Genomic DNA, 19,318 nt, shown 5'->3' with positions numbered 1-19,318 from the left:
CCGCAGGACGCATTCGCCGGGGAACCTTTCCCTTTGCCGTGCCTTCTGGCACCCACTCATCCTTAAGCTTTGGGATTTGTGCATATGAAATCATTGAAAATTGCCGCCAGCCACGACGTGGCCGCCGCGCTTTCCACCCATCGTGAAGTGGTCGCGCTCGACGAGACCGATTTTACCGATGTTGCGGCGGTCGTGCTGTCCGTTGCGGACAGCCGCAGCGGCATTCTGGCGCTGCTTAAACGCACGGGCTTCAACCTGCCGGTCTTTTTAGTTTCTGCAACCCAGCCGGAAGAGCAGGCGGCTTTTACGGGGGTTATCACCGATAAAGCGCAGGATTACCTGGAGCTGGAAACCGCCGCCGCCGGGTATGAAGACAGCCTGCTGCCGCCGTTTTTCGATACGCTGACCAAATACGTGGCGATGGAAAACAGCACCTTTGCGTGTCCCGGCCACCAGCACGGCCAGTTTTTCAGAAAGCATCCTGCCGGACGCCAGTTCTATGATTTCTTCGGCGAGAACGTATTCCGCGCGGATATGTGCAACGCGGACGTGAAGCTTGGCGATCTGCTTATCCACGAAGGATCGGCAAAGCACGCGCAGAAATTCGCGGCCAAAGTGTTCCACGCCGACAAAACCTATTTCGTGCTAAACGGCACCTCGGCGGCTAATAAAGTCGTCACCAACGCGCTGCTGACCCGCGGCGATCTGGTGCTCTTTGACCGTAATAACCACAAATCCAACCACCACGGCGCGTTAATTCAGGCGGGCGCGACGCCGGTCTATCTTGAAGCGGGCCCGCAACCCGTTCGGCTTTATAGGCGGCATCGATGCGCACTGTTTTGACGATGCTTATCTGCGAGAGCTGATCGGCGAGGTGGCGCCGGAGCGTGCGCAGGACGAACGTCCTTTCCGCCTGGCGATTATCCAGCTCGGCACCTATGACGGCACCGTCTATAACGCGCGGCAGGTGGTGGATAAAATTGGCCACCTTTGCGATTACATCCTCTTTGATTCCGCCTGGGTCGGCTACGAACAGTTTATCCCGATGATGGCGGACTGCTCGCCGCTGCTGCTGGAGCTTAATGAAAACGATCCGGGGATTTTTGTTACCCAGTCGGTACATAAACAGCAGGCCGGGTTCTCCCAGACTTCGCAGATCCACAAAAAAGACGATCATATTCGCGGCCAGGCGCGTTTCTGTCCGCATAAGCGTCTGAACAACGCTTTTATGCTGCACGCTTCAACCAGCCCGTTCTATCCGCTATTTGCGGCGCTGGACGTCAACGCCAAAATCCACGAGGGGGAAAGCGGGCGCCGCCTGTGGGCGGACTGCGTGGCGCTTGGCATCGAAGCGCGCAAGGCTATCGTCGCCAACTGCAAAATGATCAAACCCTTTATCCCGCCGGTGGTCGCGGGCAGGCCGTGGCAGGATCATCCGACCGAGATCATCGCCCGGCAGCGGCGCTTCTTCAGCTTTGAGCCGGGCGAGAAATGGCACGGTTTCGAAGGCTACGAGAAAGATGAATATTTTGTCGATCCCTGCAAGCTGCTGCTGACCACGCCGGGTATCGATCCGCAAACCGGGCAGTACACGGAATTCGGCATTCCCGCGGCGATCCTCGCAAACTACCTGCGTGAAAACGGCGTGGTGCCGGAAAAATCGGATCTCAACTCGATTCTTTTCCTGCTCACGCCTGCGGAAAGCGCGGAAAAGATGGCGCAGCTGGTGGCGATGCTTGCGCAGTTCGAACAGCATATTGAAGACGATACGCCGCTTGCCGACGTGCTGCCGACCATCTACCAGAAATACCCGGTGCGTTATAAAGGCTACACGCTGCGGCAACTTTGCCAGGAGATGCACGATCTCTACGTCAGTTTTGCGGTAAAAGATCTGCAAAAATCGATGTTCCGCAAAGCCAGCCTGCCGCCGGTGGCCATGAACCCGCAGGATGCGCACAGCGAGTTTATTCGCGGCAATGTAGAGTTGGTACGTTTAAGCCAGTCGGAAGGGCGCATCGCCGCCGAGGGCGCGCTGCCGTATCCACCGGGCGTGCTGTGCGTCGTGCCGGGAGAAGTCTGGGGCAGCGCCGCGCTGCGTTATTTCCTGGCGCTGGAAGAGGGCGTAAACATGCTGCCGGGCTTTTCGCCGGAGCTGCAGGGTGTTTACAGCGAAACGGATGCCGACGGCATTAAGCGTCTGTACGGGTACATGGTGAAATGAGGCAAAACCGCCCCTCGAAGGAGGGGCGGTTCACGTTACCGGCGACGATAGCTTTTCTGCGCCGTATTCACTTTATATAAGTAATGGCGGGATTCAGCAGAAGGATGACGCGTGGTCAGCGTCTGATACACATCGTCCGCGCCCATGCTGTTAATGATGCTGAACGCACGCTGTTTATCGCTGTGGAATACCCGCAGCACGCTGCCCGCGCCGCCGTTATAAGCGGTGATCACGGCATAGCGGCGCGACGTTGGGTTATCAATGCCGGCCAGATAGCTGTCCTGCAAAATCGCCAGGTACGCGGTGCCGGTATCGATATTGCTTTCCGGGTCGAACAGGTAGCTGCGGCTTGGTTTGCCCCACTTCCCCTGGGCTTTAAACACGTCCACGCCGGCGCTGTGCTGCACGACCTGCATCAGGCCCAGCGCGTCAGAATGGCTTACCGCATACGGGTTAAAGCTCGATTCGGTTTGCATAATCGCAAGGATCAGCGACTCGTCCACGCCGTACTTCTTCGAGGCCTTGCGCACCATGCCGATATACTTATGGGCACGTTTATCAAGGTGGTTCGGCACCAGGTTAATCGTCACGCTATAAACGATTTTCAGGCCGGTTGAGCGTTTTTGCAGGCGCGTTTGCAGCAGGTAGTCCGCGAACTTCGAGGCGCGGCCTTCCCAGCGGATCGGCTGGCCGGTGTTATCGACCACCTGGCCGTACAGGAACGGCATTTTGGAGATCAGAACGTCGTTAGCATCGGAATAGAGATCGATTGAACCGGGATTGTCGCCCATCAGCAAGGTGCTGACGATCGCCTGACGCAGGTGCGCTGTCGGATCGGTGCCGGCGATGGTTTCAACGGTAATGGTGCCGTCGTCAAAGTTGATATGGCTACGGGTCAGATACCCATCGGTATATTTAACGTAGTCCTTGGGACCGGCGATCAGCACCTCTTTTATGCCCCAGATATTTTCAATGTCGTGGGCAAACTGCCCCATCAAAATATCAAATCCGTTGGTGTCCTTAATAAACTCTTCGTTATAGGTATCTTCTTTTTTGCCCGAACACGAGATGAGCAGTGGGGCGACTAAAGCTAGCGCGAGAAATTTTTTCATCATTCCGTGTATGTTTTGCCCGTTGTGGTTAGCAAAAAAGGGCCGCTGGCCCTTTTTATTACTTTTCTGGCGGCGTGAAGCCTTCGATGTGGACTTCTTTGCCTTCGAACAGGAAGTTCACCATTTCCGCTTCCAGCTCTTTGCGGTGTTCCGGGTTCATCATGCTCATTTTACGCTCGTTAATCAGCATGGTTTGTTTGGTCTGCCACAGCGCCCAGGCCTCTTTGGAAATTTCGTTATAGATGCGCTTGCCCAGTTCGCCCGGATAGAGCTGAAAATCCTGGCCTTCGGCCTCGCGTTGCAGGTAGGTACAAAAAATAGTTCTGCTCATCATCATTCCTCTTCGGCAGTCCGGGCGGCGTTAAGGGCCACCGGCTCTGCATGTAATTGCTGTAACAGGCGCTCCACGGGGGCTGCTAGCCCTACGGAAGGCGGTTGCGCTAAGTTATACCAGAGAGCGCCTTCTTCATCCATGCAGCCGGTGAATGAATGCACGGGAAGCCACATAGGCACAATATCCAGATGGAAATGGCTGAAAGTATGGCGGAAGGCGATTAACTGAGTGAGATTATCGGCCGGTATGTGACGTTGCGCCAGCCACTCGCGCAGTTCTGCGGCGGTGGCGAACTGCGGGAAACAGTACAGGCCTCCCCACAGGCCAACGGCCGGACGCCGGGCGAGAAACACCTCATTATCCTGCTGCATCATCAGCATGTAGCCGGTGCGCTCCGGAAGCGTGACCTTCGGTTTTTTCCCCGGATAGCTCGCCCAGCTGTGGTTGGCGTAAGCCACGCAGCCGTTGTTTAACGGGCAAAGTTCGCATTTGGGCTTTGAGCGGGTGCAGACCATGGCGCCCAGATCCATCATCGCCTGGTTAAACTGGCTAACGTCCTTTTCAGGCGTTACCTGCTCGCTAATTTCCCACAGCCGTTTTTCCACGTCCTTTTTGCCCGGCCAGCCGGAAACGGCGTAACAGCGCGCAAGCACGCGCTTTACGTTGCCGTCCAGAATCGGGAAGTGTTTACCGAGCGAGAGCGACAAAATCGCGCCGGCCGTGGAACGCCCGACGCCCGGCAGCGCAGCAACCTCCTCAAAGGTTTCCGGGAAAACGCCGCCGTGCTGGTCTGCGACCCTCTGCGCAGCTTTATGAAGGTTGCGCGCGCGCGCGTAGTAGCCAAGGCCGGTCCACAGATGCAGAACTTCATCAATCGGCGCATCGGCGAGATCCGTCACGGTCGGGAAGCGCGCCATAAAGCGTTCAAAGTAAGGAATCACGGTAGCGACCTGCGTTTGTTGCAACATCACTTCTGAGAGCCATACTTTATAAGGCGTTTTTTCCTGCTGCCATGGCAGCGTTTTGCGCCCATACAAATGGTACCAGTCAAGAACCTGGCGGGCGAATTGAGGCGCTTGTATCGTCAACGCGGAGCATCCGGCAAAGGGTTAAATCAGGGTGCCGATTCCAGCACAGACCACGGATGGCTGTAAACCGGAACTTTCCGGTGCTTGTTCTTGCAACTCACCCTTAACTTTGGATAATGCCCGTTTCCCGAACACTAATACGTAGCCAAAACCCATGAAGAATGACGTCATTTCACCGGAATTTAATGAAGAAGGCCGCGCGCTGCGCCGGATTCGTAGCTTTGTCCGCCGCCAGGGGCGCCTGACCAAAGGCCAGGAGCACGCGCTGGAAAACTACTGGCCGGTGATGGGCGTCGAATATGGAGCCGCGCCCGCCGATTTTGCCGCGCTGTTTGGCCGTGAAGCGCCGGTTACGCTGGAAATTGGTTTTGGCATGGGATCGTCGCTGGTGGCCATGGCGCAGGCTTTGCCCGAGCAGAATTTCCTCGGTATCGAAGTTCATTCGCCGGGCGTAGGCGCCTGCCTGAGCACCGCGCACGAAGCGGGCGTCGAAAACCTGCGCGTCATGTGCCACGACGCGGTGGAAGTGCTGGAAAATATGATTCCTGACAATTCTTTAAACATGGTTCAGCTCTTTTTCCCTGACCCCTGGCACAAAGCGCGTCATAATAAACGCCGTATCGTTCAGGTGCCTTTTGCGGAGCTGGTGAAGCGCAAACTGAAACTGGGCGGCGTGTTCCATATGGCGACCGACTGGGAACCTTATGCTGAACACATGCTCGAAGTGATGTCCTCTATCGACGGTTATCAAAACCAGTCGCAGAGTAACGACTACGTACCGCGCCCGGAATCACGTCCGGTGACCAAATTTGAACAGCGTGGCCATCGTCTTGGCCACGGCGTATGGGACTTAATGTTCGAGAGGGTAAAATAATGGCAAAAAATCGTAGCCGTCGTTTGCGTAAAAAGATGCATATCGACGAATTCCAGGAGCTGGGATTCTCAGTTGCATGGCGTTTCCCGGAAGGCACCTCGGAAGAACAGATTGATAAAACCGTTGATGCGTTTATTAATGACGTCATCGATAAAAACGGCCTGGCCTTTGACGGCGGCGGTTACCTCGCGTGGGACGGTCTGATCTGCAAGCAGGAAATCGGCAAATGCACCGAAGAGCATCAGGCTCTGGTGCGTAAGTGGCTCGAAGAGCACAAGGTTGAAGATATCCGCATGAGCGATCTTTTCGACGTCTGGTGGGACTGATTTATTACAGAAACGGGCCGGTTTGAACCGGCCTTTTTTTCAGGAGTAGCTATGATTCGTAAGGCTTTAATGGGCGTTCTGCTCCTCACCGCGCTGCAGGCGCAGGCCGACTATAAATGCAGCGTAAACCCGCGCGATGACGTGGTCATTAGCCCGCAGTCCGTTCAGGTGGTTGGTGAGAATGGCAATCTGGTTATCGCCCCGGACGGCAGCCTGCAGTTCAACGGCAAGCCCCACACCTTAAACGCAACCCAGCGCCAGCTGGCGATTAACTATCAGCAGGCGCTGCGTACCGATCTTCCCTGGATTGACACCGGCGCGCGTAACCGCGTTGAAAAGGGACGCGTGGCGCTGGATAAAATCATTGCCCAGGAAGTGGGTGAGAGCAGCAATATGCGTAGCCGTCTGACCAAACTGGACGCTCAGCTCAAGGAGCAGATGAACCGCATTATCGAACATCGTCAGGACGGGCTGACCTTCCACTATAAAGCTATCGACCAGGTACGCGCCGACGGCCAGACCCTGGTAAACCAGGCGATGGGCGGCATTTTGCAGGACAGCATCAACGAGATGGGCGCAAAAGCGGTGCTTAAAGGCGGCAGCAACCCGCTACAGGGCGTGCTGGGTAGCCTGGGCGGGCTGCAAACCTCGATTCAGAACGAGTGGAAGAATCAGGAGCAGGACTTCGAACAGTTCGGCCGCGATGTGTGCAGCAAAGTGGTGACGCTTGAAGGCCAGCGTAAAGGGCTGGTTGAAACGCTGAAGTAATTTTATGCGGCGGATGGCGCTACGCTTGTCCGCCCTACAATGGTTAATCGTTTGGCGCTACGCTTGTCCGTCCTGCAATGGTTAATCATTTGGCGCTACGCTTATCCGTCCTGCAATGGTTAATCGTTTGGCGCTACGCTTGTCCGTCCTGCAATGGTTAATCGTTTGGCGCTACGCTTGTCCGTCCTGCAATGGTTAATCGTTTGGCGCTACGCTTATCCGTCCTGCAATGGTTAATCATTTGGCGCGTTGCTTATCCGTCCTCGTTCCGTAGGGCGGATAAGCAACGCGCCATCCGCCACTTAGTCACTCCGCCAAAAACAGCTCCAGCAGCGAATTCAGGAACAGTTTGCCGTGCTCGGTTATCTGCCAGTGTTGCGCCGTTTCCACCAGATAATTCTGCGCAACCGCCGCATCGATCTGCGGGCGAATGACTGACTCATCAAGCCCGGTATACAGCGTGAACTCGCTGCGCGGCGCCGCTTCCAGCAGGCGGAAGCGGTTCATAAAGAACTCGAACGGCTTGTCGGCCTGCTCCACCTCATGCTTGCGGTCGAGATATTTCCCTTCCATATAGCCGCGCGGATGACGCGTTTTGGCCGTGCGCAGAATGCGCCCGTCCCCGAAGGTGATTTTGCCGTGCGCGCCGCAGCCGATGCCCAGATAGTCGCCGAAGCGCCAGTAGTTCAGGTTGTGCTGGCACTGAAAGCCTGGTTTGGCATAGGCCGAGGTTTCATACTGCCGGTAGCCTGCGGCGCTCAGCAGTTTGTCGCCCTGCTCGAAGATATCCCACAGCGCGTCGTCGTCCGGCAGCTTCGGCGGCCGGGAGCCGAACAGCGTGTTTGGCTCAATGGTCAGCTGGTACCAGGACAGATGCGGAGGATTAAGCGCTATCGCCTGGCGCAAATCGTCCAGCGCCTCTTCAAGGGACTGGTCCGGCAAGCCGTGCATCAGGTCGAGGTTAAAGCTGCGAAGCCCCAGACCGCCTGCCAGGTTCGCCGCGCGTTTTGCTTCGTCGGCATCGTGGATACGCCCCAGGCGTTTAAGCTTCGGCTCGCTGAAGCTCTGCACGCCGATGGAGATGCGGTTTACGCCGGCACGCTGATAGCCCACGAAACGATCGGCTTCGACGGTACCGGGGTTTGCTTCCATGGTGATTTCCGCATCCGCCGCCAGCGGCAGACGCGCGCGCACGCCGTCGAGCAGGTTTTGCATCGCCTCGCTTGAAAGCAAGCTTGGCGTACCGCCGCCGATAAAGATGGTCTTTATTTCACGTCCTTGTGCCATCGGCGCGTCGCTATCCAGATCGCGCAGCAGATGGCTGACGTACTCGTCGTGCGGCACGTCGCCTTTTAGCGCATGAGAGTTGAAGTCACAGTAGGGACACTTCTGCACGCACCAGGGAATGTGAATATAGAGACTCAGCGGTGGCAAATTAGCCATGTTTCATTGCTTCCAGTAACAGTTTCAGCGCTTGTCCGCGGTGGGAGATGGCGCGTTTCTCATCGCGGGTTAATTCCGCGGCGGTTTTGCCAGGGCCCCGGGACATAAAAAATCGGATCGTAGCCGAAGCCGCCCGCGCCCGCCGCCTCGCGAGTAATCTTACCTTCCCAGCGGCCGTGGAACACCAGCGGCGTTGGATCCTGCGCGTGGCGCATATAAACCAGCACGCAGTGGAACTGCGCCCGGCGCTGTTCGTCCGGCACATCTTTGAGCGTAGCAAGCAGCTTTTCAAGATTCTGCTGATCGGTGGCGTCCTCACCGGCGTAGCGAGCGGAATAAATGCCGGGCGCGCCGCCAAGCGCGTCGACAGCCAGACCTGAGTCGTCGGCAATAGCCGGCAGGCCGGTGACCTGCGCCGCATGGCGGGCTTTCAGAATGGCGTTCTCAATAAAAGTCAGGCCGGTTTCTTCAGCGGACTCTACGCCCAGTTCGGTTTGCGCCACCACGTCCAGACCAAAGTCGCGCAGTAAATCGGCGAGCTCACGCACTTTACCGGCGTTACCGGTAGCGAGGATAACTTTTTGCATAGCGAGATCCTGTGAATTTCGGTAATTATTCGAGCAATGCCGTGACTTCCGTCGGGATTTGTTGCGGGTCGATAATCTTAACTTGCTTATGGCGGCCCAGCTCACCTTTCTCGACCAGCACCTGGCCTTTGGCGACGCGGAACTGCCGGGCCAGATACTTTACCAGATGGGCGTTGGCTTTGCCGTCTACCGGCGGGGCGGTGATGGCGACTTTCAGCTCGTCGCCATGCGGCCCGATAATGCAGTCCCGGCTGGCTTTAGGCTGAATATACAGCCGCAAAACCAGCCCGTCGGTGGTTTGACTCACCGCGCTCAAAGCGCCATCCACAGGCTCGGCAGCAGCATGTTGCCGGAAAGCGCCAGCAGTTCGGCAACGCCGATATTCAGCGCGTAAAGCGCCAGAATGACGATCATGCCGGAGAAGTCGATGCCGCCCATCGCCGGCAAAATACGGCGAATCGGCGCCATAAAGGGTTCGGTCAACTGCATCAGCACGAATTCCACCGGGCTGCGGCCCTGGCTTACCCAGCTCATCAGCGCCCGAATAATCATCACCCAGAAGAACAGCAGGCCCGCGGTTTTCAGCAGCACCAGCAGGGCGGCAATCCAGATGATCGGCGCGAAGCTGACGGCCTGGAAAAGCACCATCGCTTTCACCAGGCACAGCACGTAGGCGATAAGCAGCGAAGAGGTATCAAGCGGCCCCATCGACGGGATAACACGGCGCAGCGGGCTGATGACCGGCTGGGTCGCTTTCACCACGAACTGCGAGAACGGATTGTAAAAGTCAGTACGCGCCCACTGCATCCAGATGCGCAGCAGCAGCACCATGACGTACAGCTCAATGACGGTGGAAATCAGGAAGGTCAACATCTGCATGGCGTTCCTCAACGTTTAGTGTTTAGCGAGCGGAATAGTCCCGCGCGCCGAAAATAGCGGTTCCAATGCGCACCATGGTGCTGCCTGCGGCAATCGCGGCGTCCATGTCATCGGTCATGCCCAGAGATAATGTATCGACCGTCGAATAACGGCTTTTGAGCGTTTCGAACGCCGCGGCCATCTGGCTGCAAACGGCGAACTGACGCTCGTAATCGGGTTCAGGAGCGGGAATCGCCATTAAACCCCGTAACACCAAACCCGGCAGCGCGGCGACTGCGGACGCCAGCTGGTCAAGCTCGCTAAGCGCGATCCCGGATTTACTGTGTTCATCGCTAATATTTATTTGAATCAGTACGTTAAGCGGCGCTAATTGTGCCGGACGCTGCTCGCTCAGGCGAGTGGCGATGCGCAGGCGATCTACCGTATGGCACCAGTCGAAATGTTCGGCCACCAGGCGGCTTTTGTTCGACTGCAAAGGGCCGATAAAGTGCCATACAAGCCGCGCTGCGCCCTTGTCGGCAAAGTAACGAATTTTATCCACGCCTTCCTGCACGTAGTTTTCGCCAAAAGCCCGCTGCCCGGCGGCAACCGCTTCTTCGATGGCGCTCGCAGGTTTTGTTTTACTGACCGCAAGTAAAGTAACTTCTTCGGAAGCCCGGCCGCAGCGTGACGCTGCCGCTGAGATTTTGTGGCGAACCTGTGCCAGATTGTGCGCTATCTCGTTCATACGTTGGGAAGTGATATGGATATCGAAGAAATTGTGGCCCTTAGTGTAAAGCATAACGCTTCCGATCTACACCTGTGCGCGGGGCAATCTGCACGCTGGCGCAGGCAGGGGCGGCTTGAACCCTTTGCGCACAGCGCGCCTGACCCCGAAACCCTGCTGGCGGGCTGGCTTACGCAAGCACAAAGCGAAGAGCTGCAGGAGGCAGGGCAGTTAGATTTTGCCGTGACGCTCGCCGGCGGCATTCGCCTGCGCGCCAACGCTTTTCGCCAGCTTCAGGGCTATTCCCTCGCGTTACGCTTGCTGCCGTCGTCCGGCCTGACGTTAGAAGCATCAGGCGCGCCGCCGATAATTCCATCCTTACTGCGAATGCCCGACGGCCTGATCCTGGTGACGGGGGCTACCGGCAGCGGCAAATCCACCACGCTTGCAGCTATGGTGGACTATCTCAATCATCATCTGGACGGGCATATCCTCACGCTGGAAGACCCGGTGGAATTTGAGCATCGCTCCGGACGATGCCTGATCCAGCAAAGGGAGCCGGGTACGCACTGCCGCTCGTTCGCCGCCGGATTAAAAGCCGCGTTACGCGAAGATCCGGATGTGATCCTGCTGGGGGAGCTGAGGGACAGCGAAACCATCCGTCTTGCTTTAACCGCGGCGGAAACGGGCCATCTGGTTCTGGCTACGCTGCATACACGCGGCGCGGCGCAGGCGGTGGAAAGGCTGGTTGACGTCTTTGCGGCCGAAGAAAAAGGCCATATCCGCAGCCAGCTTGCGGGCAGCCTTAAGGCCGTGCTGGCGCAAAAGCTGTTGCCGGCGAAGAAGGGCGGAAGGGTAGCGCTGTATGAACTGCTGGTGAACACCCCGGCGGCGGCGAGTCTGATTCGCGAAGGCAAAACCCATCAGCTGCCCGGCCTGTTACAGACGGGGCAGCAGCACGGCATGCAGAGTTTTACCCAGTGCGAGGCTCAGCTGGTGCGAGAAGGAAAAATCGATAAGGAAGGACGCTGCTAATGCGTCACGGCAGCACGCGTTATGAATTCCTCTGACCTGCTAAAGGAGCCGAAGGCCGCAGCCGTGAGCTGCAGAACGCGGCTACCGGTACGCCACCGCGCAGCAAAACCAGTCAGGGGTGATATTCAAACCAGCTTTCAAGGATCACCACCGCGGACGCGGAATCGATGCTGCCTTTGTTAAGCGCCCGGAAGCCGCCGTGCTCAAACAGGCCCGCACGAGCCTCAACGGTGCTCAGGCGTTCATCCTGCAGGGAAACCTTCACCCCGAAGCGGCCATGCAGGCGGTTTGCAAATTTGCGGGCGCGGGCGGTCAGCGGCTGTTCTGTGCCGTCCATGTTCAGCGGCAGGCCAACAACCACCTCTTCTGGCTGCCACTCTTTAAGGATTTTTTCCACGGCGTTCCAGTCCGGCGTGCCGTCCTGAGCCTTCAGCGCCGCGAGCGGGCGTGCGGTGCCGGTAATGCGTTGGCCAATCGCCACGCCGATGCTTTTGGTGCCGAAATCAAAAGCTAACAGTGTTCCGCTGCTCATTACGCGTGCCCCGCCTCGCCTGGCATAGTATGGATATCGACGCCAATCAGCTTCGCCGCTTCGCGCCAGCGTTCGGCAATCGGGGTATGAAACAGAATCTCCGCGTCCGCCGGGGCGGTAAGCCAGGCGTTTTCGAGGATCTCTTGCTCAAGCTGCCCTTTCTCCCAGGAGGAGTAGCCCAGCGCCACCATTACGTCTTTCGGCTGGTTTGGCGTGCCTATAGTTTCCAGCACGTCCCGGGAAGTGGTGATGACGGTATCTTCAGAGATACGAATACTCGAAGCGAACAGGTCCGGCGGGCTGTGGAGAATAAAGCCACGGTCTTCCGCCAGAGGGCCGCCGATAAATACCGGCTTATCAAGACGGATAGCCGGGTCGCGAGGGTCGGGTTCGATCTTCAGCTTTTGCAGTACGCCTTCAACCTGCAGGTTTTCGAGGGGTTTATTGATGATAATGCCCATCGCGCCATCTTCGTTGTATTCGCAGATATAAACTACGGCGCGCTTAAAAAGCGGGTCCTGGAGAGCCGGCATGGCAATAAGAAAGTGATGCTGTAAATTCATTGTCAGAGGTTCTGATCCCGGTTGAAAAAGCGACAGCGCCCAGTATGCGGGGAAAGGGGCTAGCTGTCACTACTGGCGGTTTCCCTACCGCCGCTTAAAAATTACTTCGCCAGACGCTTTTCTACGGCGTCAAACAGCATACCCGTAATGGACACCGGGAAAGCGGCTTCGATTTCGCGGATGCAGGTAGGGCTGGTGACGTTAATCTCGGTCAGGCGATCGCCAATAATATCGAGGCCGACGAAGATAAGCCCCTTGGCTTTCAGGGTCGGGCCTACGCGGCGCGCAATATCCCAGTCGCTTTCGGTCAGCGGACGAGGCTCGCCACGGCCGCCAGCCGCCAGGTTACCGCGCGTTTCGCCGCCCTGCGGAATACGCGCCAGGCAGTACGGCACCGGTTCGCCGTCGACGACCAGCACGCGTTTGTCACCGTCGACGATTGCGGGCAGATAGTTTTGCGCCATGCAGTAGCGGTTGCCGAGCTCGGTCAGGGTTTCTGCAATCACCCCAAGGTTAGGATCGCCTTCCTTCACGCGAAAGATTGAAGTGCCGCCCATGCCGTCCAGCGGCTTCATAATAATATCGCCGTGCTTTTGCCAGAACGCTTTGAGCTGCGCTTTGTTGCGCGTCACCAGCGTTTCCGGGGTTAAATCCGCAAACCAGGCGGTGAAGAGCTTCTCGTTACAGTCGCGCAGGCTCTGCGGCTTGTTGACGATCAGGGTGCCTTTTTCCTCGGCGCGCTCAAGAATATAGGTGGCGTAGATAAACTCGGTATCAAACGGCGGGTCTTTACGCATCAGTATGACGTTCAGGTCAGCCAGCGCGATATCCTGCTCGCTGCCGAAGTCGTACCATTTATCGTAGTTCTGCTCGACGCTGACCAGGCGGGTGCGGGCCCGCGCCTGGCCGTTAATCAGATACAGGTCCGCCATTTCCATATAGTGGATTTCGTAGCCGCGGCTTTGCGCTTCGAGCAGCATGGCGAAGCTTGAATCTTTTTTGATATTGATGTTTGCGATGGGGTCCATCACGATGCCGAGCTTGATCATTTTTTCTCCTTTAGCCCAGATCGCCAAAACGCACCTGCAGCGCGGTGATGGCGGTGAGCGCGGTAGTCTCAGTGCGCAGAACGCGTGGTCCTAACAAGATATCAGTAAACTGGTGGCGTGCGGTCATGGCAATTTCGTCCGCCGTTAAACCGCCTTCCGGCCCGATCAACAAACGCACGCGTTCGACCGGCTGCGGCAGGGTATTAATGCTGGTGCTGGCGCGAGGGTGAAGGTTGAGCTTCAGGCTGTCGTCCTGCTCGGCGCTCCACTCCTCAAGATCCATCGCCGGGCGTATCTCCGGCACCACGTTGCGGCCGCACTGTTCGCAGGCGGCAACGGCGATTTTACGCCACTGCGTGAGCTTTTTATGCAGGCGCTCGGCGTCGAGCCTGACGCCGCAGCGCTCGGAAAACAAAGGCGTAATCACGTTCACGCCCAGCTCAACGGCTTTTTGAATGGTGAACTCCATCTTTTCGCCGCGCGACATCACCTGGCCGAGATGCAGATGCAGCGGGGATTCCCGGTTATCGGCGCTGGCAGCCAGCACTTTGACCCGCACGGTTTTTTTATCAGCCTGCACGATTTCAGCGTCAAAAATCTGGTTGCTGCCGTCAAAGAGCTGCAGCGCCTGTCCTGCCCCCATGCGTAAAACGCGGCCCACATGGTTGGCGGCATCTTCGCTCAGGGCCAGCTCCTCGCCGACGGCGAGTAATTCAGGGTGATGAATGCGGGGTATGCGCATGCGTAAAATATCCGATAGTTTGCTGGATGTCCGGACGCAGGTGGGTAAAAGAAGCGCCATGCACCACGCGGCGGCGGATGGCGCAAGCTTATCCGCCTGCGAAAGTCCCGTTCGTTAATCACAGCTAAATGAGCAATGGAGGCTAGTTTAGGTTAGCTGTTTTGTGCCTGGCAAGCCCGCAGCACATAAGGGTTATGATTGCCCTGAACTTTAGCGATGCGCTCGTCGCGTTCGCATTCCCAGCCGCTGACCGGATACAGCTTATTCCAGGCTTCGAAAAGCTGTGTTTGCTGGCGGGAAAGCCGCAGTTGATACTGGTCGCGCATATAGAAGTAGGTGCGGGCAATGGCTCCGCGCGCACGCGCCGGCGGCTCGGCCAGCTTATCCTTAAAATCGACTTTCATTTCGTACTGGCCGTACTGGCCTTCGCCGCCGTTCCACTGGCTGTACATAAAGTTATTTCTGTCCGCGTTCACTTCTCCGACCGCCGGCTGCAGGTTGTGCATATCGCTTTCCATTTTGCGGTAGAGCGGATCTTTAGCGCAGTTCTTTCTGCCGCCGTCCTGCCAGCACTGGCGCTGGTGGCCGAACTGCCAGGCCGGAACGACGTGTTCCCATTCTATACGCGAGGCGCGGTTTTCGTTTTTACGCACTTTATAACCGCATGATTTGAGGTCGGGGACGCCTTTTTTACCCTGCCAGCTGATTTTGCAGCCGCAGTAAAAATCCCCCGGCGCGTCGGCGTTCACTTTAACGCCGGCGGTTTTGGGCCTGCGAGAAGCTGTTGATACCGGCGCTGAAAGCAGAAAAAGAGCAGAGGGCTGCAACAGCTGCAACAGCCCAAAAATATTTGCGAGACATTTCCAGAATCCTTGCTAAAACCTGCCCGCACCCTACCTGAGGATTTATCCAGTTTCAATGAGCGCGATCTGGAAACTTTGCGGCTAATTTATTCTTTACAAGAAGCGGTAAGTTCCGGTTTTAGCAGGTCGCCGCAGCGCACGCAGCGGTATTCGGATTCACCGCGCAGCACCCTGTTGTGACGGCGAACGGTAAGCTGATGCAGCTGGCAGCGGCAGCGATAGGGGAAGGTGTTTTTGCGCACCGACTGCACTTCAAACTGGTGGGTTCGGCGAGCGGGAACGCCGAGCACGGCCTCCATCATCCATTTCCACTCTTTGCCGTGCGGCGCCACGCGGCCGAAATGTTTCCAGACCAGAAGATGCGCCAGCTCGTGCGGCACCACCTCATCGATAAAGGCCTGCTGGTTTTCCATCAAAAGCACGGGGTTGAGGCGGATTTCGTAGCTTTCCATCCAGGCGGTGCCCGCGGCGGTGCCGCGCTGCTGATACACCAGTTTCGGCTCAGGGTAGCTACGGCCTAAATGCAGATTTGCCTGCCGTAGTTTTTCCCGCAGGCTACGCATAACGGCCTGTTGGATAGCGATGGGAAGTCGTGGGGATTTCATAACGGCAGAGAATAGAATGGGGCGGAGCAGGGCGCAAGCCCCTCTCCTTGCGAAGAAGGGCTCTTTTTACGCTTAGTCGTGAGCGCCAATCTCACGTAACGGACGGCCTTTCATCAGGTTACGTTCAATATGCTCCAGCGACACGTGCTTGGTTTCCGGCACCAGCCACAGCGTCAGGACGATAAAGAAGATGTTCAGACCGGCGTAGACCCAGAAGGTGTTCGCGTTGCCCAGCGTATTGAGCATGGTCAGGAAGGTTGCGCCGACAATCATGTTGGCGATCCAGTTAGTGGTGGTGGAGCAGGTGATACCGAAATCGCGGCCTTTCAGCGGCTGGATTTCAGAGCACAGCACCCAAATCAGCGGACCGGCGCTCATCGCAAAGCCGATGATAAACATCAGCAGCATGGCGACGGCGAAGTACTGCGCGCCCTGCGAGTGGATGCCAACGTGCAGCATGGTGCCCAGCACGCCCATACCCGTTGCCATCACCAGGAAGCCCAGCACCAGCGTCGGTTTACGGCCCCAGCGATCCACCAGACCGATAGCGATAAAGGTCGCCAGTACGTTAATCAGGCCGACGATAACCGTCCCCCACATCTGCTGCGTGGTGTTGGTGAAACCGGCGATTTCAAAGATTTTCGGCGCGTAGTACATGATGACGTTCATACCGGTGAACTGCTGCATCACCTGAAGCAGTACGCCAAGGAACACCGCGCGGCGGAAGTTGCTGTTGTCTTTAAACAGCGACCAGCCGCTTTGTTTCACCTGCAGGCTTTCACGAATTTCTTCAAGTTCACGCTTCGCCTCGGCGCTGGTGTCGCGCAGGCGTAAAAGCACGCGTTCGGCGTCGTGGAAGCGGCGTTTGGCGGCGAACCAGCGCGGGCTGTCCGGCAGGAAGAATACGCCGATCAGCAGCAGCAGGGCCGGGAGGGTGATAATGCCGAGCATCCAGCGCCATGAGCCCGAGTAGCTAAAGGCGGTATCGGACAGATAGGCGCCGAGAATACCGATGGTGATCATCAGCTGATACATAGAGATCATGCTGCCGCGGATTTTTTCCGGCGCGATCTCAGACAGGTAAAGCGGAGCGGTATAAGACGCCACGCCGACGGCCAGGCCAAGCAGCACGCGGGAAATAATCAGAACTTCAACGTTCGGCGCAAAGGCGGAGCACAGCGAACCGGCCACGAAAAGGATCGCGCCGATCATCAGGCTGTATTTACGCCCGAGGCGGAAGGAGAGCCAGCCGCTGCCGACGGCGCCCACAGCGGCACCGAACATCATCGAGCTAACCACCCATTCCTGCGTGTGTGAGCTTATCTGGAAATCGTTGGCGATAAACGGCAGGGCGCCGGCGATAACGCCGATATCCAGACCAAAAAGTAAACCTGCCAGCGCCGCAAGGAAGCAGACGAAAAACGTCATGCTCTTATTTGAACGCCCGTGTTTTTTATTAGTGTCAGGCATATAGCCCTCCGGTTGAATTATCAATTTTATCGTTGTTAAGGGTAGGTTAGTGCCGCGTAAATTAGTGTGATGCCAATCACGTTAGTGTAATCGGTTACACAAGTGTCAAGAACTGTATGCATTATTTATGCATATAAAACATAGCATTAAGGGGGCTTTCGGCAAGGAATTTGCTGGCTTTTCAGACTAAACCGAAACGAGTTGTAACAAATGCGGCGGAAGAGAGAATTAGGGGGATTAATCTGATTAAAAAGCTTAGCGATCGCTATGTAATCGCTTTCATGAGGCCGGATTTGTCTGCCGGAAAGAAAGTATAGACGAGGCGAGTAAAAACGGGAGTTTCAGCGGACGGAAAGACAAAAGGCCAGCAGAGCTGGCCTTTGAGGGTCTTAAAGCGTGGCGGATTATTTCAGGCCGGCAGCTTCACGCAGCAGGGCGGCTTTGTCGGTTTTTTCCCATGGGAAATGCTCGCGACCAAAGTGACCGTACGCAGCGGTTTCTTTGTAGATTGGGTGCAGCAGGTCCAGCATCTGAATCAGGCCGTATGGGCGCAGGTCGAAGAACTCACGCACCAGCAGGGTCAGCTGCTCGGTTGAGATTTTCTCGGTGCCGAAGGTTTCAACCATGATGGAGGTAGGTTCGGCCACGCCAATGGCGTAGGAAACCTGGATTTCACAGCGGTCGGCAAGGCCTGCGGCGACGATGTTTTTCGCCACATAACGTGCGGCGTACGCGGCAGAACGGTCCACTTTAGAAGGATCTTTACCGGAGAACGCGCCGCCGCCGTGACGGGCCATGCCGCCGTAGGTATCAACGATAATTTTACGCCCGGTCAGGCCGCAGTCGCCCATCGGGCCGCCGATAACGAAACGGCCGGTTGGGTTGATGTGGTACTTGGTGGAGGCATTCAGCCATTCCGCAGGCAGCACCGGCTTGATGATCTCTTCCATCACCGCTTCCTGCAGCGTTTTCAGCTCAATGTCTTCGGCATGCTGGGTAGAAAGCACTACCGCATCGATACCGACGATTTTGCCGTCGTCGTACTGGAAAGTGATCTGGCTTTTCGCGTCCGGACGCAGCCACGGCAGCGCGCCGTTTTTACGAACTTCAGCCTGGCGCTGAACCAGGCGGTGCGCGTAGGTGATCGGCGCCGGCATCAGCACGTCGGTTTCGTTGGTTGCGTAGCCAAACATCAGGCCCTGGTCGCCCGCGCCCTGCTCCAGCGGATCGGTACGGTCAACGCCCTGGTTGATGTCCGGGGACTGCTTGCCGATGGCGCTCAGCACGGCGCAGGAGTTGGCATCAAAGCCCATATCAGAATGCACGTAGCCGATTTCACGGACCGTGTTACGGGTTATCTCTTCGATATCAACCCATGCACTGGTGGTGATTTCGCCGCCGACCAGCACCATGCCGGTCTTAACGTAGGTCTCGCAAGCTACGCGAGCTTTAGGATCCTGCTCCAGGATCGCATCAAGCACCGCGTCGGAGATTTGGTCAGCGATTTTATCGGGATGCCCTTCTGATACAGACTCGGAGGTAAAAAGGTGTTTAGCCATGTTTTCTTCACCCTAAAAATAATTCATATAGTACAGACTGCTGTTGAATGGCGCCCGAATCAGTGCGATATGCTGATGTAATGGGTGTTTGCCGCAGGTTGAACGACAGGCAGTCTAACAGTTAATCAGTATAGATGGATTAACATCTGGACGGCCATTTTAGGTTAACCCTTAAACATATTGCCAGCGATTTTTCTTATTCAGCACATTTATGGATAAACCGGCGTGGCAATTTTTCCTGACGCCGCCGGCAAAGCGCGCATTTATCTTTTGCTTTTTTTCCCCGTTGTGGGTATAAAGCGGCGCGCGCGGCTCATTCAACAAGCACACAGATTTTTGTGTTGCCCACTTCCAGCCGGGTTGAGCAATTTTCTGGCTTTGGCTTGTCGCATACCCAAACCGTATGCGTGGAGGTGATACGATTGATGAACCGCTGTAATTCGCAGAATCTGGCGCACGCTTCCCGTGTGCAACTGCCCCTCGCAACCTGCATCTCTTTGCTTCATTCCAGCCGATGTTATACCCATCTCGGCGCTTCTCAGGACTCCCGGGCCGGTTAGTC

Annotated in this window: 19 protein-coding genes and 3 pseudogenes; 6 read left to right on the top strand and 16 right to left on the bottom strand. The window is 56.8% G+C overall.

Annotation, left to right across the window (positions count from 1 at the left end; genetic code table 11):
* Positions 1 to 84 precede the first annotated feature (84 nt).
* Positions 85 to 2,221 (top strand): annotated as a pseudogene (locus tag WLO32_RS17175) (ornithine decarboxylase).
* Positions 2,222 to 2,256: 35 nt separating this feature from the next.
* On the opposite strand, the gene mltC reads toward WLO32_RS17175, so the two are convergent.
* Genes mltC through mutY form a run of 3 tightly spaced genes read right to left on the bottom strand, consistent with a single transcriptional unit; the run spans position 2,257 to position 4,755 of the window.
* Positions 2,257 to 3,333: a membrane-bound lytic murein transglycosylase MltC gene (mltC, locus tag WLO32_RS17170; protein ID WP_435948330.1), complete on the bottom strand. Its 1,077-nt coding sequence runs from the start codon at positions 3,331 to 3,333 to the stop codon at positions 2,257 to 2,259.
* Positions 3,334 to 3,391: 58 nt separating this feature from the next.
* A complete protein-coding gene (locus WLO32_RS17165) occupies positions 3,392 to 3,664 on the bottom strand; it encodes an oxidative damage protection protein (RefSeq protein WP_202303249.1) in 273 nt (90 codons plus the stop codon).
* Between the two features lie 2 nt (positions 3,665 to 3,666).
* The gene (gene mutY / locus WLO32_RS17160) at positions 3,667 to 4,755 is read right to left on the bottom strand and encodes an A/G-specific adenine glycosylase (protein WP_435946224.1); all 1,089 of its coding nucleotides are present in this window, start codon (positions 4,753 to 4,755) and stop codon (positions 3,667 to 3,669) included.
* Between the two features lie 154 nt (positions 4,756 to 4,909).
* Here mutY and trmB point away from each other — a divergent pair, with 154 nt between their 5' ends.
* Genes trmB through WLO32_RS17145 form a run of 3 tightly spaced genes read left to right on the top strand, consistent with a single transcriptional unit; the run spans position 4,910 to position 6,723 of the window.
* Entirely contained in the window at positions 4,910 to 5,629 is a 720-nt protein-coding gene (gene trmB / locus WLO32_RS17155) for a tRNA (guanosine(46)-N7)-methyltransferase TrmB (RefSeq protein ID WP_435946222.1), read from the top strand.
* The gene (locus WLO32_RS17150) at positions 5,629 to 5,955 is read left to right on the top strand and encodes a YggL family protein (protein ID WP_435946221.1); all 327 of its coding nucleotides are present in this window, start codon (positions 5,629 to 5,631) and stop codon (positions 5,953 to 5,955) included. Before trmB ends, WLO32_RS17150 begins: the two co-directional genes overlap by 1 nt.
* Positions 5,956 to 6,006: 51 nt before the next feature.
* Positions 6,007 to 6,723: a DUF2884 domain-containing protein gene (locus tag WLO32_RS17145; RefSeq protein ID WP_435946219.1), complete on the top strand. Its 717-nt coding sequence runs from the start codon at positions 6,007 to 6,009 to the stop codon at positions 6,721 to 6,723.
* A gap of 306 nt (positions 6,724 to 7,029) precedes the next feature.
* On the opposite strand, the gene hemW is transcribed toward WLO32_RS17145, so the two are convergent.
* From hemW to WLO32_RS17120, 5 genes and pseudogenes are all read right to left on the bottom strand, one after another.
* Positions 7,030 to 8,166 (bottom strand): radical SAM family heme chaperone HemW, encoded by a 1,137-nt coding sequence (hemW, locus tag WLO32_RS17140; RefSeq protein WP_435946218.1) that lies wholly within the window; start codon positions 8,164 to 8,166, stop codon positions 7,030 to 7,032.
* Positions 8,159 to 8,753 (bottom strand): annotated as a pseudogene (locus WLO32_RS17135) (XTP/dITP diphosphatase). Before WLO32_RS17135 ends, hemW begins: the two are co-directional and overlap by 8 nt.
* A 25-nt stretch (positions 8,754 to 8,778) precedes the next feature.
* A complete protein-coding gene (yggU, locus tag WLO32_RS17130) occupies positions 8,779 to 9,069 on the bottom strand; it encodes a DUF167 family protein YggU (protein WP_435946217.1) in 291 nt (96 codons plus the stop codon).
* On the bottom strand, positions 9,066 to 9,632 hold the full coding sequence (locus tag WLO32_RS17125; RefSeq protein ID WP_435946216.1) for a YggT family protein: 567 nt from the start codon (positions 9,630 to 9,632) through the stop codon (positions 9,066 to 9,068). The genes yggU and WLO32_RS17125 overlap by 4 nt, the downstream gene beginning before the upstream one ends.
* A gap of 22 nt (positions 9,633 to 9,654) precedes the next feature.
* On the bottom strand, positions 9,655 to 10,359 hold the full coding sequence (locus WLO32_RS17120; protein WP_435948329.1) for a YggS family pyridoxal phosphate-dependent enzyme: 705 nt from the start codon (positions 10,357 to 10,359) through the stop codon (positions 9,655 to 9,657).
* Positions 10,360 to 10,374: 15 nt separating this feature from the next.
* Between WLO32_RS17120 and WLO32_RS17115 the strand changes: the two genes are divergently transcribed.
* Complete coding sequence (locus tag WLO32_RS17115) at positions 10,375 to 11,373, top strand: type IV pilus twitching motility protein PilT (protein ID WP_435946215.1); 999 nt, start codon at positions 10,375 to 10,377, stop codon at positions 11,371 to 11,373.
* A gap of 112 nt (positions 11,374 to 11,485) precedes the next feature.
* On the opposite strand, the gene ruvX is transcribed toward WLO32_RS17115, so the two are convergent.
* From ruvX to metK, 8 genes and pseudogenes are all read right to left on the bottom strand, one after another.
* Entirely contained in the window at positions 11,486 to 11,905 is a 420-nt protein-coding gene (gene ruvX / locus WLO32_RS17110) for a Holliday junction resolvase RuvX (protein WP_435946213.1), read from the bottom strand.
* Complete coding sequence (locus WLO32_RS17105) at positions 11,905 to 12,468, bottom strand: YqgE/AlgH family protein (protein ID WP_435946212.1); 564 nt, start codon at positions 12,466 to 12,468, stop codon at positions 11,905 to 11,907. The genes ruvX and WLO32_RS17105 overlap by 1 nt, the downstream gene beginning before the upstream one ends.
* 101 nt (positions 12,469 to 12,569) lie before the next feature.
* Positions 12,570 to 13,517, bottom strand: a complete 948-nt coding sequence (gene gshB / locus WLO32_RS17100) for a glutathione synthase (RefSeq protein ID WP_435946211.1) — start codon at positions 13,515 to 13,517, stop codon at positions 12,570 to 12,572.
* Between the two features lie 10 nt (positions 13,518 to 13,527).
* Positions 13,528 to 14,259 carry a 16S rRNA (uracil(1498)-N(3))-methyltransferase gene (rsmE, locus tag WLO32_RS17095; RefSeq protein ID WP_435946210.1) on the bottom strand — a complete coding sequence of 244 codons (732 nt, stop codon included), beginning with the start codon at positions 14,257 to 14,259 and terminating at the stop codon, positions 13,528 to 13,530.
* Positions 14,260 to 14,411: 152 nt separating this feature from the next.
* Positions 14,412 to 15,120, bottom strand: a pseudogene (endA, locus tag WLO32_RS17090) (deoxyribonuclease I).
* 88 nt (positions 15,121 to 15,208) lie between these two features.
* Positions 15,209 to 15,727: a SprT family zinc-dependent metalloprotease gene (locus WLO32_RS17085; RefSeq protein WP_435946208.1), complete on the bottom strand. Its 519-nt coding sequence runs from the start codon at positions 15,725 to 15,727 to the stop codon at positions 15,209 to 15,211.
* A 72-nt stretch (positions 15,728 to 15,799) separates the two neighbouring features.
* Positions 15,800 to 17,197, bottom strand: coding sequence for a sugar porter family MFS transporter (locus WLO32_RS17080; RefSeq protein WP_435946207.1), 1,398 nt, complete (start codon positions 17,195 to 17,197; stop codon positions 15,800 to 15,802).
* A gap of 404 nt (positions 17,198 to 17,601) precedes the next feature.
* The gene (gene metK / locus WLO32_RS17075) at positions 17,602 to 18,756 is read right to left on the bottom strand and encodes a methionine adenosyltransferase (protein ID WP_121263849.1); all 1,155 of its coding nucleotides are present in this window, start codon (positions 18,754 to 18,756) and stop codon (positions 17,602 to 17,604) included.
* 425 nt (positions 18,757 to 19,181) lie between these two features.
* Here metK and WLO32_RS17070 point away from each other — a divergent pair, with 425 nt between their 5' ends.
* On the top strand, positions 19,182 to 19,316 hold the full coding sequence (locus tag WLO32_RS17070) for a hypothetical protein (RefSeq protein ID WP_435946206.1): 135 nt from the start codon (positions 19,182 to 19,184) through the stop codon (positions 19,314 to 19,316).
* Positions 19,317 to 19,318 lie beyond the last annotated feature (2 nt).

The organism is Dryocola mayonis (assembly GCF_051307045.1).
Lineage (GTDB): Bacteria > Pseudomonadota > Gammaproteobacteria > Enterobacterales > Enterobacteriaceae > Dryocola.
Note: the sequence above shows the minus strand (reverse complement) of the source record. Positions and strands in the feature narration are given on the sequence as shown.

Coding starts and splice junctions, on each gene's coding strand:
- mltC (WP_435948330.1), bottom strand. CDS start 3,333: ATGAAAAAATTTCTCGCGCTAGCTTTAGTCGCCCCACTGCTCATCTCG.
- WLO32_RS17165 (WP_202303249.1), bottom strand. CDS start 3,664: ATGAGCAGAACTATTTTTTGTACCTACCTGCAACGCGAGGCCGAAGGC.
- trmB (WP_435946222.1), top strand. CDS start 4,910: ATGAAGAATGACGTCATTTCACCGGAATTTAATGAAGAAGGCCGCGCG.
- WLO32_RS17150 (WP_435946221.1), top strand. CDS start 5,629: ATGGCAAAAAATCGTAGCCGTCGTTTGCGTAAAAAGATGCATATCGAC.
- WLO32_RS17145 (WP_435946219.1), top strand. CDS start 6,007: ATGATTCGTAAGGCTTTAATGGGCGTTCTGCTCCTCACCGCGCTGCAG.
- hemW (WP_435946218.1), bottom strand. CDS start 8,166: ATGGCTAATTTGCCACCGCTGAGTCTCTATATTCACATTCCCTGGTGC.
- WLO32_RS17125 (WP_435946216.1), bottom strand. CDS start 9,632: ATGCAGATGTTGACCTTCCTGATTTCCACCGTCATTGAGCTGTACGTC.
- WLO32_RS17120 (WP_435948329.1), bottom strand. CDS start 10,359: ATGAACGAGATAGCGCACAATCTGGCACAGGTTCGCCACAAAATCTCA.
- WLO32_RS17115 (WP_435946215.1), top strand. CDS start 10,375: ATGGATATCGAAGAAATTGTGGCCCTTAGTGTAAAGCATAACGCTTCC.
- ruvX (WP_435946213.1), bottom strand. CDS start 11,905: ATGAGCAGCGGAACACTGTTAGCTTTTGATTTCGGCACCAAAAGCATC.
- WLO32_RS17105 (WP_435946212.1), bottom strand. CDS start 12,468: ATGAATTTACAGCATCACTTTCTTATTGCCATGCCGGCTCTCCAGGAC.
- gshB (WP_435946211.1), bottom strand. CDS start 13,517: ATGATCAAGCTCGGCATCGTGATGGACCCCATCGCAAACATCAATATC.
- rsmE (WP_435946210.1), bottom strand. CDS start 14,259: ATGCGCATACCCCGCATTCATCACCCTGAATTACTCGCCGTCGGCGAG.
- WLO32_RS17085 (WP_435946208.1), bottom strand. CDS start 15,727: ATGAAATCCCCACGACTTCCCATCGCTATCCAACAGGCCGTTATGCGT.
- WLO32_RS17080 (WP_435946207.1), bottom strand. CDS start 17,197: ATGCCTGACACTAATAAAAAACACGGGCGTTCAAATAAGAGCATGACG.
- metK (WP_121263849.1), bottom strand. CDS start 18,756: ATGGCTAAACACCTTTTTACCTCCGAGTCTGTATCAGAAGGGCATCCC.
- WLO32_RS17070 (WP_435946206.1), top strand. CDS start 19,182: ATGAACCGCTGTAATTCGCAGAATCTGGCGCACGCTTCCCGTGTGCAA.